At 67.2% G+C, this 14,021-nt stretch carries 15 protein-coding genes; 8 read left to right on the top strand and 7 right to left on the bottom strand.

Annotated features, from left to right (window positions below; all coding sequences use genetic code 11):
* Position 1: 1 nt before the first annotated feature.
* On the bottom strand, positions 2-832 hold the full coding sequence (locus tag ACJH6I_RS26205) for a Bax inhibitor-1/YccA family protein (RefSeq protein WP_406784771.1): 831 nt from the start codon (positions 830-832) through the stop codon (positions 2-4).
* Positions 833-994: 162 nt separating this feature from the next.
* Between ACJH6I_RS26205 and ACJH6I_RS26200 the strand changes: the two genes are divergently transcribed.
* From ACJH6I_RS26200 to ACJH6I_RS26190, 3 genes are read left to right on the top strand one after another with little or no spacing between them, the layout of a single operon-like run.
* Entirely contained in the window at positions 995-2,029 is a 1,035-nt protein-coding gene (locus tag ACJH6I_RS26200; protein WP_318986907.1) for an enoyl-CoA hydratase/isomerase family protein, read from the top strand.
* 8 nt (positions 2,030-2,037) lie between these two features.
* Positions 2,038-2,811: an enoyl-CoA hydratase gene (locus ACJH6I_RS26195; RefSeq protein WP_135355226.1), complete on the top strand. Its 774-nt coding sequence runs from the start codon at positions 2,038-2,040 to the stop codon at positions 2,809-2,811.
* A 9-nt stretch (positions 2,812-2,820) separates the two neighbouring features.
* Positions 2,821-4,569 carry an alpha/beta hydrolase gene (locus ACJH6I_RS26190; RefSeq protein ID WP_406776226.1) on the top strand — a complete coding sequence of 583 codons (1,749 nt, stop codon included), beginning with the start codon at positions 2,821-2,823 and terminating at the stop codon, positions 4,567-4,569.
* Here the strand turns inward: ACJH6I_RS26190 and ACJH6I_RS26185 are convergent.
* Complete coding sequence (locus ACJH6I_RS26185) at positions 4,546-4,992, bottom strand: rhodanese-like domain-containing protein (protein WP_133425503.1); 447 nt, start codon at positions 4,990-4,992, stop codon at positions 4,546-4,548. The genes ACJH6I_RS26190 and ACJH6I_RS26185 overlap by 24 nt on opposite strands.
* Positions 4,992-5,546 (bottom strand): cysteine dioxygenase family protein, encoded by a 555-nt coding sequence (locus ACJH6I_RS26180; protein ID WP_133425502.1) that lies wholly within the window; start codon positions 5,544-5,546, stop codon positions 4,992-4,994. The genes ACJH6I_RS26185 and ACJH6I_RS26180 overlap by 1 nt, the downstream gene beginning before the upstream one ends.
* 188 nt (positions 5,547-5,734) lie before the next feature.
* Between ACJH6I_RS26180 and lpqV the strand changes: the two genes are divergently transcribed.
* The 4 genes from lpqV (at position 5,735) to ACJH6I_RS26160 (ending at position 9,561) form a co-directional block, all read left to right on the top strand.
* The gene (gene lpqV / locus ACJH6I_RS26175) at positions 5,735-6,157 is read left to right on the top strand and encodes a lipoprotein LpqV (RefSeq protein WP_406784770.1); all 423 of its coding nucleotides are present in this window, start codon (positions 5,735-5,737) and stop codon (positions 6,155-6,157) included.
* A 199-nt stretch (positions 6,158-6,356) separates the two neighbouring features.
* A complete protein-coding gene (locus tag ACJH6I_RS26170; RefSeq protein WP_371824595.1) occupies positions 6,357-7,979 on the top strand; it encodes an LCP family protein in 1,623 nt (540 codons plus the stop codon).
* Positions 7,980-8,338: 359 nt separating this feature from the next.
* Entirely contained in the window at positions 8,339-8,545 is a 207-nt protein-coding gene (locus tag ACJH6I_RS26165; RefSeq protein ID WP_237162747.1) for a hypothetical protein, read from the top strand.
* A 47-nt stretch (positions 8,546-8,592) separates the two neighbouring features.
* A complete protein-coding gene (locus ACJH6I_RS26160; RefSeq protein ID WP_133425499.1) occupies positions 8,593-9,561 on the top strand; it encodes a patatin-like phospholipase family protein in 969 nt (322 codons plus the stop codon).
* On the opposite strand, the gene ACJH6I_RS26155 is transcribed toward ACJH6I_RS26160, so the two are convergent.
* A complete protein-coding gene (locus ACJH6I_RS26155) occupies positions 9,558-10,409 on the bottom strand; it encodes a patatin-like phospholipase family protein (RefSeq protein WP_346415211.1) in 852 nt (283 codons plus the stop codon). The two genes, ACJH6I_RS26160 and ACJH6I_RS26155, sit on opposite strands and share 4 nt — an antisense overlap.
* Positions 10,410-10,448: 39 nt before the next feature.
* Entirely contained in the window at positions 10,449-10,934 is a 486-nt protein-coding gene (locus tag ACJH6I_RS26150; protein WP_133425497.1) for an SRPBCC family protein, read from the bottom strand.
* Positions 10,935-10,974: 40 nt separating this feature from the next.
* Between ACJH6I_RS26150 and ACJH6I_RS26145 the strand changes: the two genes are divergently transcribed.
* On the top strand, positions 10,975-12,018 hold the full coding sequence (locus ACJH6I_RS26145; protein ID WP_346415233.1) for a zinc-binding dehydrogenase: 1,044 nt from the start codon (positions 10,975-10,977) through the stop codon (positions 12,016-12,018).
* A gap of 62 nt (positions 12,019-12,080) precedes the next feature.
* Here the strand turns inward: ACJH6I_RS26145 and ACJH6I_RS26140 are convergent, their stop codons facing one another.
* Both ACJH6I_RS26140 and ACJH6I_RS26135 read right to left on the bottom strand, forming a co-directional pair.
* Positions 12,081-13,130 carry a dihydrodipicolinate reductase gene (locus ACJH6I_RS26140; protein WP_406784769.1) on the bottom strand — a complete coding sequence of 350 codons (1,050 nt, stop codon included), beginning with the start codon at positions 13,128-13,130 and terminating at the stop codon, positions 12,081-12,083.
* A gap of 149 nt (positions 13,131-13,279) precedes the next feature.
* Positions 13,280-14,021, bottom strand: a 742-nt coding sequence (locus ACJH6I_RS26135) for a transposase (RefSeq protein WP_406784768.1), incomplete at its 5' end; no start/stop codon positions are given.

The following is a 14,021-nucleotide window of genomic DNA, read 5'->3' as shown; positions in this document are numbered from 1 at the left end:
GCTAGTCGTTGTTGAAGTAACTCAGCAGTCGCAGGATTTCCACGTACAGCCAGACCAGGGTGACGGTCAGGCCGAGCGCGACGCCCCACGCCGCCTTCGCCGGCGCACCTGCGCGGATCATCTGGTCGGCCGCGTCGAAGTCGATCAGGAAGCTGAACGCCGCCAGCGCGATGCAGACCAGCGAGAAGATGATGGCCAGGCCGCCGCCGTTGGTCAACGGAGCGTTGCCGGTGAAGATCGCGAACAGGATGTTGACGATGCTCAACGCGACCACACCGAACATCGCCGCGACCATCATGCGAGTGAATTTCGGGGTGACCCGAATGGCGCCGGTCTTGTACACGACGAGCATGCCTGCGAAAACACCGAACGTAGCCACCACAGCCTGGAAGATCATGGCGGGGCCACCCGTGGACACCAGGTTGGCGAACAGATACGACGCCGTGCCGACGAAAAGGCCCTCGAAGGCTGCGTATGACAGCACGATGGCCGGGTTGTCCTGCTTACGGCCGAATGTGGCGATGAGCACCAACACCAGACCACCGATGCTGCCGATCATGAACATCGGGAACATCAGCGCCGGGTTGGCCGCCGCGAAGAAGTAGGACAGCACGCCGACGACCGACACGATGGACAGCGTCATCGCCGTCTTGGTGACGACGTCATCGATGGTCAGCGCCCGCGAGAAACCGGCCTGCTGCTGCGGGTACTGGGTGTATGGCTGGGCCATGGTCTGCTGGGCACCATATGCGGCGGCGCCACTACCGAATTGCGCGTATCCGCCCTGCGATTTGGGCAGGGAACGAAATATCGGGTTGCTGCTCTCGCGCACCGTCTGGGTTCCTCTCGTGAAGCTGTGGTCCGTCTGCTGACGAACACCCACTCAACGTACGGCTTCGGGTGTTGGTTCCCGGCGAGACGGAGAAACTGGGAACTTACTGTGAAACGGTACCTGGTCGGCGCAGCGGTTGCGCGACGATCTAGATTGCTTACCGTGGCGGAAAACGAGGATATCCTAGTAAATGTCGAGAACGGCGTCGGCGTCGTCACGCTGAACCGTCCGAAGGCCATCAATTCGCTCAATCAGGTCATGGTCACGGGCCTGGCCGAGGCGCTCACCGCGTGGGAGCACGACGACAGCGTGCGCGCGGTCCTGCTGACAGGCGCCGGCGAGCGCGGCCTGTGCGCAGGCGGCGACGTGGTCGCGCTGTATCACTCCGCCAAGGCGCAGGACGACAAGGCCAGGACGTTCTGGCATGACGAATATCTGCTCAACGCGCACATCGGCCGCTACCCCAAGCCGTACGTCTCGCTGATGGACGGCATCGTGATGGGCGGCGGCGTCGGGGTCGGCGCGCACGGCAACATCCGCGTCGTCACCGAGAAGACCAAGCTCGGCATGCCCGAGGTCGGCATCGGTTTCATCCCCGACGTCGGCGGTACCTACCTGCTGTCCCGTGCGCCGGGCCTGATCGGTCTGCACGCCGCACTCACCGGTGCCCCGTTCTCCGGCGCGGATGCCATCGCTCTGGGCTTCGCCGACCATTTCGTCCCGCAGGCCGACCTGCCCGCCTTCCGCGACCTGGTGATCAGCGACGGCCCCGACGCGGCGCTCAAGAAGTACGCCGTCGAGCCGCCCGCCAGCGAGCTTCTGGCACAACAGCATTGGATCGACGAGTGCTACGCGGCCGACACGGTCGCCGAGATCCTGGAGAACCTGCGGAACAGCGAAGCCGCGCCCGCCAACGCGGCAGCCGACCTGATCGCCACCCGGTCGCCCATCGCGCTGACGGTCACCCTGGAGGCCGTGCGCCGCGCCGCGAAGCTGCCCACCCTCGAGGACACCCTCGTGCAGGAATTCCGAGTCTCGATGGCGTCGCACAAGTCTCACGATTTCGTGGAGGGCATCCGCGCCCAGCTCGTCGACAAGGACCGCAACCCGCAGTGGTCCCCGGCTAGTCTTTCGGACTGCACCGCCGCCGACGTCGACGCCTACTTCGTCTCCGCCGACCCTGATCTCACCTTCTAGGAGAACCGATGACTTTCGAAACCATCCTGGTCACCCGCGACGACCGCGTCGCCACCATCACCCTGAACCGGCCGAAGGCCCTCAACGCCCTCAACAGCCAGGTGATGACCGAAGTCACCACGGCCGCAGCCGAACTCGACGCCGACCCGGGCATCGGCGCCATCATCATCACCGGTAGCGAGAAGGCCTTCGCCGCGGGCGCCGACATCAAGGAGATGGCGAGCCTGACGTTCGCCGACGTGTTCTCGCAGGACTTCTTCGCGCTGTGGAACAAGTTCGCCGCGACCCGCACCCCCACCATCGCCGCCGTCGCCGGCTACGCGCTCGGTGGCGGTTGTGAGCTCGCCATGATGTGCGACCTGCTGATCGCCGCCGACACCGCCAAATTCGGCCAGCCCGAGATCAAGCTGGGCGTGCTGCCCGGCATGGGCGGCAGCCAGCGTCTGACGCGTGCCGTGGGCAAGGCCAAGGCGATGGACCTGATCCTCACCGGCCGCAACATGGACGCCGAGGAAGCCGAACGCTGCGGCCTGGTGTCGCGTGTGGTCCCGGCCGACAAGCTGCTCGAAGAGGCCAACGCCGTCGCCAAAACCATTGCCGGCATGTCGCTTTCGGCGTCGCGGATGGCGAAGGAAGCGGTCAACCGCGCCTTCGAGAGCACCCTCGCCGAGGGCCTGCTGTACGAGCGCCGGCTGTTCCACTCGGCCTTCGCCACCGACGACCAGACGGAGGGCATGGCGGCGTTCACCGAGAAGCGCGCGCCGAACTTCACGCATCGGTAAAGTCGATCGGTGGCCGACACCGCACAACTGCCTGATCCCGCCCACGACGGCGCCGCTGTCGCGGTGGCCGAGCCGTCGGACGCGGAGTCATTCGTCGCGAAACTGGAAGAGCCACCCTCGGATTGGTGGGTCCGCCGCTACACGTTCTTCGGCACCGCAGTCGGCCTGACCTTCATCTGGCTCTCGCTGACGCCGTCGCTGTTGCCGCGCGGACCGCTCTTCCAGGGCATCGTCAGCGGCGCTGCCGGCGCGTGCGGCTACGGCCTCGGGGTGCTCGGCGTCTTCCTGGTGCGCTACATGCGCTCGAAGGACAGCAGCCCCAAGGCGCCCCGCTGGGCGTGGCTCGTCCTGATCGGGGTCGGCGTCATCGGCCAGGTGCTCGCGGTCATCTGGTTCCACGTCTGGCAGGACGAGGTCCGCGACATGATGGGCGTGCCCCGGATGAAGTTCTGGGACCACCCGCTGACGGCGGTGTACTCGATCGTCTTCCTGTTCGGCTTCGTCGAAATCGGCCAGCTGATCCGCAAATTGGTGCGTTTCCTGATGCGTCAGCTGGAGCGCGTGGCGCCCCCTCGGGTGTCCGGTGTGGTGGCAGTGCTCCTGGTCATCGCCGTGTTCGTCGAGGTGTTCAACGGTGTGGTCGGCAACTATGCGATGTCGTGGATCAACAACACCTTCGCCTCGGCCAATGACGAGGATGATCCCGACAACCCGCCTCCCACATCGCCATTGCGGTCGGGCGGCCCCGGCTCACTGGCCAGCTGGTCGTCGCTGGGCCGGCAGGGCCGCATCTTCGTCGGCAACGGACCGAGCGTCGAAGAGCTCGAGAAATTCAACGGCCGCAAGGCAATCGAACCGATTCGCGCCTACGCCGGTCTGCACTCCGCGGACGGCATCCGGGCGACGGCCAGGCTCGCCGCGCAGGAACTCAAGCGCACCGGCGGACTCGAGCGCGCGGTCGTCGCCGTCGCCACCACGACGGGCACCGGCTGGATCAACGAGGCCGAAGCCGCGTCGCTGGAGTACATGTACAACGGCAACACCGCGATCGTGTCGATGCAGTATTCGTTCCTGCCCAGCTGGATCTCGTTCCTGGTGGACAAGGACAACGCGCAGGAAGCCGGCCAGGAACTGTTCGAAGAGGTCGACGCCCTCGTGCGGCAGATGCCCGAGGGCAAGCGCCCCAAGCTCGTGGTGTTCGGGGAGAGCCTCGGCTCGTTCGGCGGCGAGGCTCCGTTCCAGTCGCTGAACAACCTGGTGGCCCGTACCGACGGCGCGCTGTTCTCCGGACCGACGTTCAACAACGTCATCTGGACCGAGCTGACCCGCTACCGCGACGCCGGGTCACTGGAGAAACTGCCGATCTACGACCACGGCCTCAACGCCCGGTTCGCTTCTCGCCCTGAGGATTTGGACCGCCCCGCCGACGCCACCTGGGGCCACCCGCGGGTGGTGTATCTGCAGCACGCGTCCGACCCGATCGCCTGGTGGAATCCCGACCTGCTGTTCGCCCGGCCCGACTGGCTGGAAGAACCGCGCGGCCGTGACGTCTCGCCGCGGATGGAGTGGATTCCCGTCGTGACGTTCCTGCAGGTGTCGGCCGACATGGCCGTCGCGGTCGACGTCCCGGACGGGCACGGACACGTCTACGTCAGGGACGTCGCCGATGCGTGGGCCGACGTGCTGCAGCCACCGGAGTGGACCAAGGAGAAGACGGAGCGGTTGCGCCCGCTGCTACACCCAAGCGCCGGCACGTAGCAGCACCGACGCGGCCGTCCCGCCCAGCAGTCCTTCATCGACCAGCGCCCGGTATCCGCCGATGACGTCGGTGGCGCGGTACAGCCCCAGGTCCTGCAGCGCGGCGGCGGCCAGGCTCGAGGTGTAGCCCTGCGAGCACAGCACCACCCACTCGACGTCGACTCCGGTGGCCTGCGGCAGACGGGCGTCACTGGTCGGGTCGCAGCGCCATTCCAGGACGTTGCGTTCCACGACGAGCGCGCCGGGAAACTCGCCCTCGATGGCGCGCTGCGCGGCCGGCCTGATGTCCACCAGCACGGCGCCCCGGGCCAGCGCGGCGGGGATTTCGGCGGCGGACAGCCGGACCAGCCGCTCGCGCGCCGCGTTCAGCATGGCGTCGACTCGGCTGACCGCGTTCCCCGTCGCTTCACTCGCCGTGGTCATCAGTCCCCCTCGGGCTTGTCGGTGAGTTCGGTGTAGACGCGCCGCAGCTTCTGGCTTTCGGTCACGTCGTAGTACGACATGGCGGTCAGCGGCGGCGAGTAGGCGTGCACACTCAGAGTGGGCGGAGCGGGCGATACTCCTGCGGCATCGTTGCTGCCCGCCCGCACCACGTCGTGGACCCAGCCCAGCGGGAACGCGGCCTGGTCACCGGCCTCCAGAGTGCGCTGCCGCAGCCCGCGGCCGTCCCAGCGGGTTTCCTCGAGCGCCCCGGACACCACGGTCAACGCACCGAGCGATCCGCCATGGTCGTGCAGCTCGGTGCTGCGCTCGGGGACCCAGCTGATCAGCCAGAGATCGAGTTCGTCGTCGCCGTACAACCGGCGGAACCAGCGTTCGTGAAGGGGCAGGCCGTCGGCCGGCAGCAGCCGGTCGTAGCGGCCGCTCAGGACGTCGTCGGCGCACCGATCAGTGGCGTGCAGCAGGTCGGGCAGCCGCAATCGGGTCGGGGCCAGGGAAGTGGGGCCAGAAACAGAAAACTCTGTCAGGACGGACATGACGGAACTCCAATGCAGAAACGAACGGGTGGGCTTGGCGCCCTCACAAGGCCGGGCTCAAGCCCGACAACATGTCGCGTTCTGCACGTTCTGCACTGCCATGTTCCCCATGGTGTCGGCGCCGCGGCCGCCGGGAAAGGGTTAGCGTCAGGGTGATCCTGAATGCCTACACCTCTAGATTGGCAAGCATGCAGATCAACGTCATCCGGGCAGCGCTGCTCACGACCACCGCACTGACGTTCCTGACAGCCTGCGGGCCGGACAAGCAAGCCGCTCCCGCCCACACTCCCGCCGAGCTGCCCACGCAGTCGCACGAACACCCCGCACCCGCCGGCGGCGCCGTCTCCCCGGGCGGCGTGACAACTGCTGTCGACGCCCCGCCGGCGGCGACCGAGTCCGAGTTCGGCCAGGCGTGCCACGCCGCGAAGGTGTGGATGGACGCTCAGAATGCCGACCCGGCGACGCTCGTCGAGCCGTACCTGGGTCTCATGCAGCGGCCGGAAACACGTGATCCCGGTAACTTCAACACCCCGTGGACCGAGCTCACCGCAGGCCAGCAGGCCGGCGTGATCATGGCCGCGACCAGCGCCTCCAAAGGTGAATGCGGCTGATACCCGCCGTTCACTGAGGATTCGCTGAGTCTGCGGCGTTGCCCTAAAATCGGTCGCACTGCCGTCCGATCGCTCTGACGCATACACGCGGGCCGCGGTGACAGCGAACTTTCCGACCGCCGGATCCGACCGGCGGTCCTCACGTACCCGCGAGGCCCGCCGAGATGACCGCCATGACCGCATCCCCTCGAGGTCGCAGCTGAGCACCTCCGATCTCCAGCGCAGCGATACCGCCCGCCACCGTCTTCCAGCCCGGCACCGCCGGAGCCGGCTGCAAAGCCTGCTCAGCGCCCGGGTGGGCTGGGACACCGTCGGGCGGGTGGCGCTCGCCCTGGTCACCACGGTGGCGGTGGCGACGACCGGCCTGGGCTGGTGGACGGTGCGCGGCGCGCTGCACGGCATCACGGTCAGCGATGCGCTCGGGGCCGACGCGCCCAAGTCCACCGGCGGGGCGATGAACATCCTGCTGATCGGCCTGGACTCGCGGAAAGACCAGCAGGGCAATGACCTGCCGCAGGCGCTGCTCGACAAGCTGCACGCCGGGGATTCGGACAACGGCGGCTACAACACCAACACGCTGATCCTGGCGCACATCTCCGCCGACAACCATGTGGTCGCGTTCTCGATCCCGCGCGACGACTATGTGCGGGTCACCGGCATCCCCGGATACGACCACATCAAGATCAAAGAGGCGTACGGCCTGACCAAGGCCAACGCCATGCAGCACCTCATGGACAAGGGCGTCACCGACCAGGCCGAGCTGGAACGCAAGAGCCGCGAGGCCGGCCGCGCCGCCACCCTGGCCGCGGTCCGCAATCTGACCGGTGCGCCCATCGACTACTTCGCCGAGGTCAACCTCGCCGGTTTCTACGACATCGCCGAGAGCCTCGGTGGCGTCGAAATCTGCCTGAACCACCCCGTGTACGACGACTACTCGGGCGCCGATTTCCCGGCCGGCCGCCAGATGCTCGACGCCTCGCAGGTCGTCGCCTTCGTCCGGCAACGGCACGGCCTGGACAACGGCGACCTGGACCGGACCCACCGCCAGCAGGCGTTCCTGATCTCGGTGATGCACCAGCTGCAGAAGGACGGCTCGTTCAGCGACCTCGGCAAGCTCAATCAGCTGATCGGCGTCGCACAGAAGGACGTCGTGCTGTCGGCGGGCTGGGGCCAGGAGCAGTTCAAGCGCATGGGCGAGATCGCCGGCGGCGCAAACGTCCAGTACCGGACATTGCCCGTCGTGCGCTACGACAACATCGACGGCCAGGACGTCAACATCGTCGACCCCATGGCCATCAAGGTCGAGGTCGCCAAGGCCTTCGGCCTCAAGCCACCGGCCGGCGCACCGACGACCACGCCCAGCACGTCGACCGAGCCGTCGACGCTGGACAAGGCCGCCGACAGCACCGGTACGACGTCGAAGAACGCCAAGACCGCCGTCATCGACGTCATCAACGGTTCCGACGTGATGGGCCTGGGCCGGCAGATGTCCGAGATCCTGGGCGATCTCGAATACTCCATGGGCCAGACCCGGAGCTCGCAGGACGGCGAGCTCAGTTCGACGGCCGTCGACTTCGGCGCCGGTACCGACGCCGAAGCCAAGCACCTGGCAGAACTGTTGGGCATCGACGCGGTCCGCGCCGACCCGTCGGTGCCCGCCGGCCGCATCCACGTGACGCTGGGGCCGGGCTATCAGGTGCCAGACACCCTCGACAGCGTCTCCCTGGCCGCGGCCAAGTCGTCCAATTACGACACCACGTTGCCGACCCCGGAAGCCGGGCCGCCGGTGCGTGCCAACGACGGGCTCCCCTGCGTCAACTGACGCGCGCCCGCTTTTCCGTGCCGCCAGTGTGCGCACAGACCGTCGATCCGGCCGGTTCCGCGATCTGCACGCACACTCGCGATGCAGACGCCACCAGCTGCCGGCGCAAATTAATTAGATTAGTTCAACGAATTAAATTCGCCGCCCATCGAAGCGCGAAAAATGAGCAGCAACACCATTCCCAGAACACAAAGCACATCTAACAAATTTGCCCGCCGACCAGGCAAAACGTCGCGAAAGCAATGAGATCAGCTAACGAATACGACCAATTTCCCAACTACTGGTCAGTAATTGTGCTTTGACTCACACAATGGTGCACACTATGGGGTGTCTCACTCATTGTCGAAGGGATGAGCTCAATGGTTGCTCCTCAGCACGTACCGGTCGCTCGGGCCCACAGTGGCGCGGTCAACGGGCGCCGGGTGCTCTTCATGGGCATCCTCCTGCTGCTCATCGCGGTCGCCGCGGTCAGCGGCATCCTCTTCGCCATGAGCAGCGGACAGCCGCAGGTGGCCCTCATCATCGGGCTCGTCTCGGCGGCGTTCTTCTCGCGCATCCGCTGCTGACGCGGCCTCGTCTCGCCGCCGCCTGATCCGCACGCCAAAATAGGGCCATGCGGGTCGCACTGGTCCTTGGCAGCGGTGGCGCCCGGGGTTACGCACACATCGGCGTCATCGACGCGCTCCGCGAGCGCGGCTTCGATGTCGTCGGCATCTCCGGTTCATCCATGGGCGCACTCGTCGGTGCACTGCAGGCCGCCGACAAACTCGACGAATTCTCCTCCTGGGCCAGTGCTCTCACGCAGAGCGCGGTGCTTCGCCTGCTCGATCCATCCCTCACCGCCGCCGGTGTGCTTCGCGCCGAGAAAATCCTGGCCGCCGTCCGCGAGATCATCGGCCCGCGGACCATCGAGAGCCTGCCGATCCCCTACACCGCCGTCTCGACCGACCTGATCGCCGGAAAATCGGTCTGGCTGCAGCGCGGCCCGATCGACGCGGCCATCCGCGCCTCCATCGCCATCCCCGGCGTCATCGCGCCCTATCTGCTCGACGGCCGGCTCCTGGCCGACGGCGGCATCCTCGACCCTCTGCCCATGGCACCGCTCGCCGCCGTCAACGCCGACCTGACCATCGCGGTCAGCCTCAACGCCAGCGACCCCAATCCCGCCCCGGAATCCCCGCGCCCCACCGCCGAGCTGTTGAACCGCATGCGGCGCAGCACGACGTCACTGATCGACCGGGCCGCGGCGAGCACCCTGCTCGACGGCCCCACCGCACGATCGGTGCTGAGCCGCTTCAGCAACGCGGTCGACGGCATCGACGCCGTCCCCGAGTCCGAGGTCGAGACCGAGGAAGACACGCACGTGCCGCGGCTCGGCGGATTCGAGGTCATGAACCGCACCATCGAAATCTCGCAGGCCGCGTTGATGCGACACACCCTGGCGGCCTATCCGCCCGACCTGTTGATCGAGGTGCCGCGCACGGTGTGCCGCAGCCTCGAGTTCTACCGAGCCTCCGAGGTCATCGAGATCGGGCACGAATTGGCTTGCGCCGCACTCGATTCCCTCGACCACGCCGACTAGGACAGGAACGCGGCGACCTCTGCCGCGACCTTTCGGCCCTGCACCCGGCCGGCCTGCGCCGACGGGATACGACAGGCCGGATCGAGCGGGTCGACGCCGAAGGCGGCGAGGGACTCAGCGTCGGCGAAGATGCCGCAGGCGCGGCCCGCAAAGCTCCTGACGTCCGCGCCGGGGCCCGCCCCGAACGGCGACGGCGAGTCCGACGGCGCCGGAACCAGCACGACGGCGGCGTCACAGTCCTTGACCGCGATCATGTTGACGCTGCTGCCCATGCCGCCGTCCATGTAGCGGCGGCCGCCGATGGTCACCACCGGCCAGGCGGCCGGCACCGCGCAGCTGGCCTCGACGGCGTCGACGAGGGACACCCCCGATTCGCGGGTGAACACCACCAACTCGCCGGTGTCGATGTCGACGCCGGTGATGCGCAGGTCATGGTCGGGCCACTCGTGCGACGGCAACCGGCGTTCGATGACGTTGCGGCGCACGGCCGGACTGACGGTGTCGGCGGCCGCCGCCGCCTTGCCCAGGCGCTGCAACTGCTCGGCCCGGCTGCCGTGGTCCGCCGACATCGCGTCGATGAACGTGGTCAGGACGGCCTCGATGTCGATGCCCGGGCTGATCTCTGCCGATTCGGCGGCCACCTGGCGCTCGAACAACTCTCCGATGCTCAGGGCGCTGCCCAGCTGTGCACCGACCGCCGACCCCGCCGACGTGCCCAACACCACATCGGAATTCCGCACCGCCGCGGCGACCTCCGGGGCCTCGTCGGCGATGCCCTGCAGGATGCCGGTCTCCCACGCGATGCCGGCGATGCCGCCACCAGCCAGAACGAGTGCACGCTTAGTCATTAGTTCATCTAACCGGATTCGGCGTGCGCCGTGGGACCGTCATCCCACCAGGAGGTCAGAAAGATGCTCCAGCGACCGGCCGGCGTAGCCCTTCCACAGCTTGCCGAACACCGGCAGCAGCGGAGCGGTCAGCGAGCTGCGCGGGTGCAGGGTCCACCGCCAGGTGATCTTGGTGCGGGGGCTCTGCCCAGCGGAGACATCCTGGAACAGCCACATCCCTTGCACGCCACCCACCAGCGGCGCCAGTGGTCCGTTGATGTCGGACAGCGTGTAGCCGAACGAGTGCGGCTCGTCGTACGAGGTCAGGGTCTCGGCCATGCTGCCGCCACCGGTCAGCAGGATGGTGCGGGTCTGCCCCACCGCATCCCAGATGCCGGTCTGGTTCCGCACGGCCTTGATCGGCGGGATCGGTCCGTACCAGCGACAGAACAGCTCATTGAGCGGGATCGGTGCGGTGCCGCTGAACGCGTCGGCCACCGCGACGGGGACTATTCGTGATTGCTCGACCACCAATGCCTGCGCCATGATGGCGATCGTAACCATCGATGCTGACCACTGGAGTGCCATGACCTCGACGATGCGGGCCCAACGGTTCTACGCCGACACCAAAAAGGTTGTGGTGGAAGATGTTCCGATTCCGGAGCCGGGCCCGGGCGAGGTACTGGTCAAGGTCGCCTACTGCGGCATCTGCCACTCCGACCTCAGCCTGATCAACGGCACGTTCCCGTCGCAGCTCCCCGTCGTGACGCAGGGCCACGAAACGTCGGGCACCATCGCCAAGCTGGGGCCGGGCGTCACCGGCTGGGCCGAGGGCGACCGCGTCGTCGTCGCCGCCGGCAAGCCGTGCATGGACTGCGTTAACTGTCGTCGCGGCGACATGTCGAACTGTCTGCGAATCCGGCTCATGGCGTTCGCGTACGACGGGGGCTGGGCCGAATACACCGTCGCGCAGGCGTTCGGGCTGACGCGCGTCCCCGACAACGTGCCGCTGGAGCAGGCCGCGATCCTCGCCGACGCGGTGTCGACGCCGTTCGGCGCCGTCGTGCGGACCGGCCAGGTGGGTATCGGCGAGTCCGTCGGCGTATGGGGCATGGGTGGGCTCGGCACGCACATCGTGCAGTTGGCCCGATTGGTCGGGGCGGCGCCGATCGTCGCGGTCGACGTCAACCCGGCAGTGCTGGAGCGCGCGCTGGAGGTCGGCGCGGACTACGCCTTCGACGCCCGCGACCCGGAGTTGTTGGCCCAGATCGGTGCAGCCACCGGCGGCCGGATGCTCGACGTCGCGTTCGACGCGGTCGGCAAGGGGTCGACGTTCGATCAGGCGCTGGCGGCGCTGACCGTGGGCGGACGGTTCGTCGGCGTCGGGATGAGCGCCGATGCCCCGTCGATCGGCCCGACGTCGTTCTTCAACCTGACCAAGAAGCAGGTGCGCGGGCACCTGGGCTACCAGAACGCCGACATCGGCACGCTGGCCACGCTGGTGTCCCGCGGCCGTCTGGACCTCACCCGTTCGATCAGCGAGATCGTCCCGCTCGAGGACGTCGCCGAAGGCATCGCGAAACTCGATCGGGCCGAAGGCAACCCGATCCGGATCCTCGTGCAACCCTAATTACCGCGAGCGGCCGTGTTTGTACGCCGACACGCCGCCGCGGGCGTGCAAAAACGTCGCGCTCACCTCAGCCGAGGTGCCGCTTTCGCGCTGAAGAGCGGCAGGTCCAGATAGGTGGCGATACCCGGTTCCGCGGCACACACCGCCGGCACGGAGTTGACGCAGTGGGCGGCGGTGCCGACGACACCGGGTTCGGGGCCGTCCTCTCCGACCAGTCCCTGAAAGCCCTTGATCGACACGGTGAAGTCCGGATTTCCCTTGACCTCCATCTCGTAGCGTTGGCCTTCGGGGCCGAAATCCCATGCCGGTTCGAGGTTTTCCTCACCCATGAACCAGTTGACGGTGACGCGCACGACAACCTCGTCGCCGACGACCGCCTCCCAGTGGAACTTGCGGGCGGCCACCTGGCCGGGCTGGATGGGCCCCAGCGGTGAGTCGATCGGCGCGGTCGCCACGGCAACCTCTTGGCGCGCAACGATCTTGGGGTCGGCATTGAAGCCGAACTCGTCGACGCACATCCGCACGGCCTGGATGAAGCCACTGTCGAGCAGCTTCTGCATCGGACCGGTCAGCGCCTTGTCCGGCGTTTCACCGAACCCCATGACGTGCCGCAGCACGTCGGGCGCCTCGTAGGTGCGCAGATCCGAAAACTCCTCGGCCCGAACGAAAGTCACGCCGGTGGACATCACCGAGAACAGCAGCGGGAACTTCTCACTGATGCCGCCGGGTGCGATGCCGGTGCCGTGCAGCGTGGCCCCACCTGCCAGCGCGGCTTCCCGCATCGGCGCGCCCTGCTTCTCGCTCGGATACACCCACCCGACGGGCGTCACCACGTTCTTGCCGGACCGCAGCAGGGCCGCCACCTCGTCGGGGTTGGCCATCAGCGGGGCGTAGATGACGGCGTCGGCCTCGAGCGCCAGGATGTCGTCGATGTTGTTGGTCGCAGTGACACCCAGCGGCTCGGCGCCGATGATCTCGCCAACATCCTTGCCGTTCTTGGCTTCCGAATGCACCCAACAACCGACCAGTTCCAGGTCCGGGTGTTCCAGCACGCCCTTGATCGCGGCGACGCCGACTCCGCCGGTTGCCCACTGCACGACCCGCAACGCCATGAAACCTCCCGAGCACCGCCCGAACTAGAACACGTTCTAGGTTGTATACCACCGGCCCGGCGCCGGAGACCAGACCTTTGGGGTCTTGACTAAAACCGCCGGGCGTGACTGAACTACAGGTAGTAACGAAAGGACTCTCAATGACCGTGTCAAGCCGCCGCCGTGGCGATTTGGGGCGTGTCGGGGTGCCAGGTCCGGTTGTCACGGATGAGGGCGTAGAGGACGTTGACGCGTCGGCGGGCCAGGCAGATGGTGGCAGGGATGGCGCGTTTGCCTTGGTCTCGTTTGCGCTGGTAGTACGCCTTCGACGTGGGATCGCAGCGGATCGCGGTCAGCGCGGACATGTACATCACCCGGCGCAGCCGTCGGCTGTAGCGCTTGGGCGTGTGCAGCCGGCCGGTGCGTTTTCCGGAATCTTTGGATACCGGCGCCAATCCGGCCCAGGCGGCGAGTTGGTCAGGCGATTGCAGCAATGCGGGATCGCCGACCACGGCAAGGAATTCGGCGCCGAGCCGAAAGCCCATGCCGGGCAAGCTGGTGATTACCTCAGCGAGCGGATGGCGGCGAAATCGTTCCTCGATGTCCGCGTCGGTGTGTTTGATGCGCTCATCGAGGTTGATCACCCCCTGCGCCAGCTCGGCGACCAGCCCGGCACCCACATCCTCACCTGGCAGGCGGACGGTCTGGGCCTTGGCAGCAGTTACCGCGGCAGCCGCGATCGTGGCGGCGTTGCGCGCCCCGGCCGCCGCCAGTACCTTGGTCAGCCGCGAAACACCGGTTCGGCGAATCGCTTTCGGCCGCTGATAGTGCGCCAGCAGTACCGCCCAACCCCGGTCTTGGGTCAGTTCGGCGACGCGTTCGAGTGCCGGGCATACGGCCAGCAGTTGTTGG

This window comes from Mycobacterium sp. SMC-13, assembly GCF_045311035.1.
In the GTDB taxonomy this organism is placed as follows: Bacteria; Actinomycetota; Actinomycetes; order Mycobacteriales; family Mycobacteriaceae; genus Mycobacterium.
Note: the sequence above shows the minus strand (reverse complement) of the source record. Positions and strands in the feature narration are given on the sequence as shown.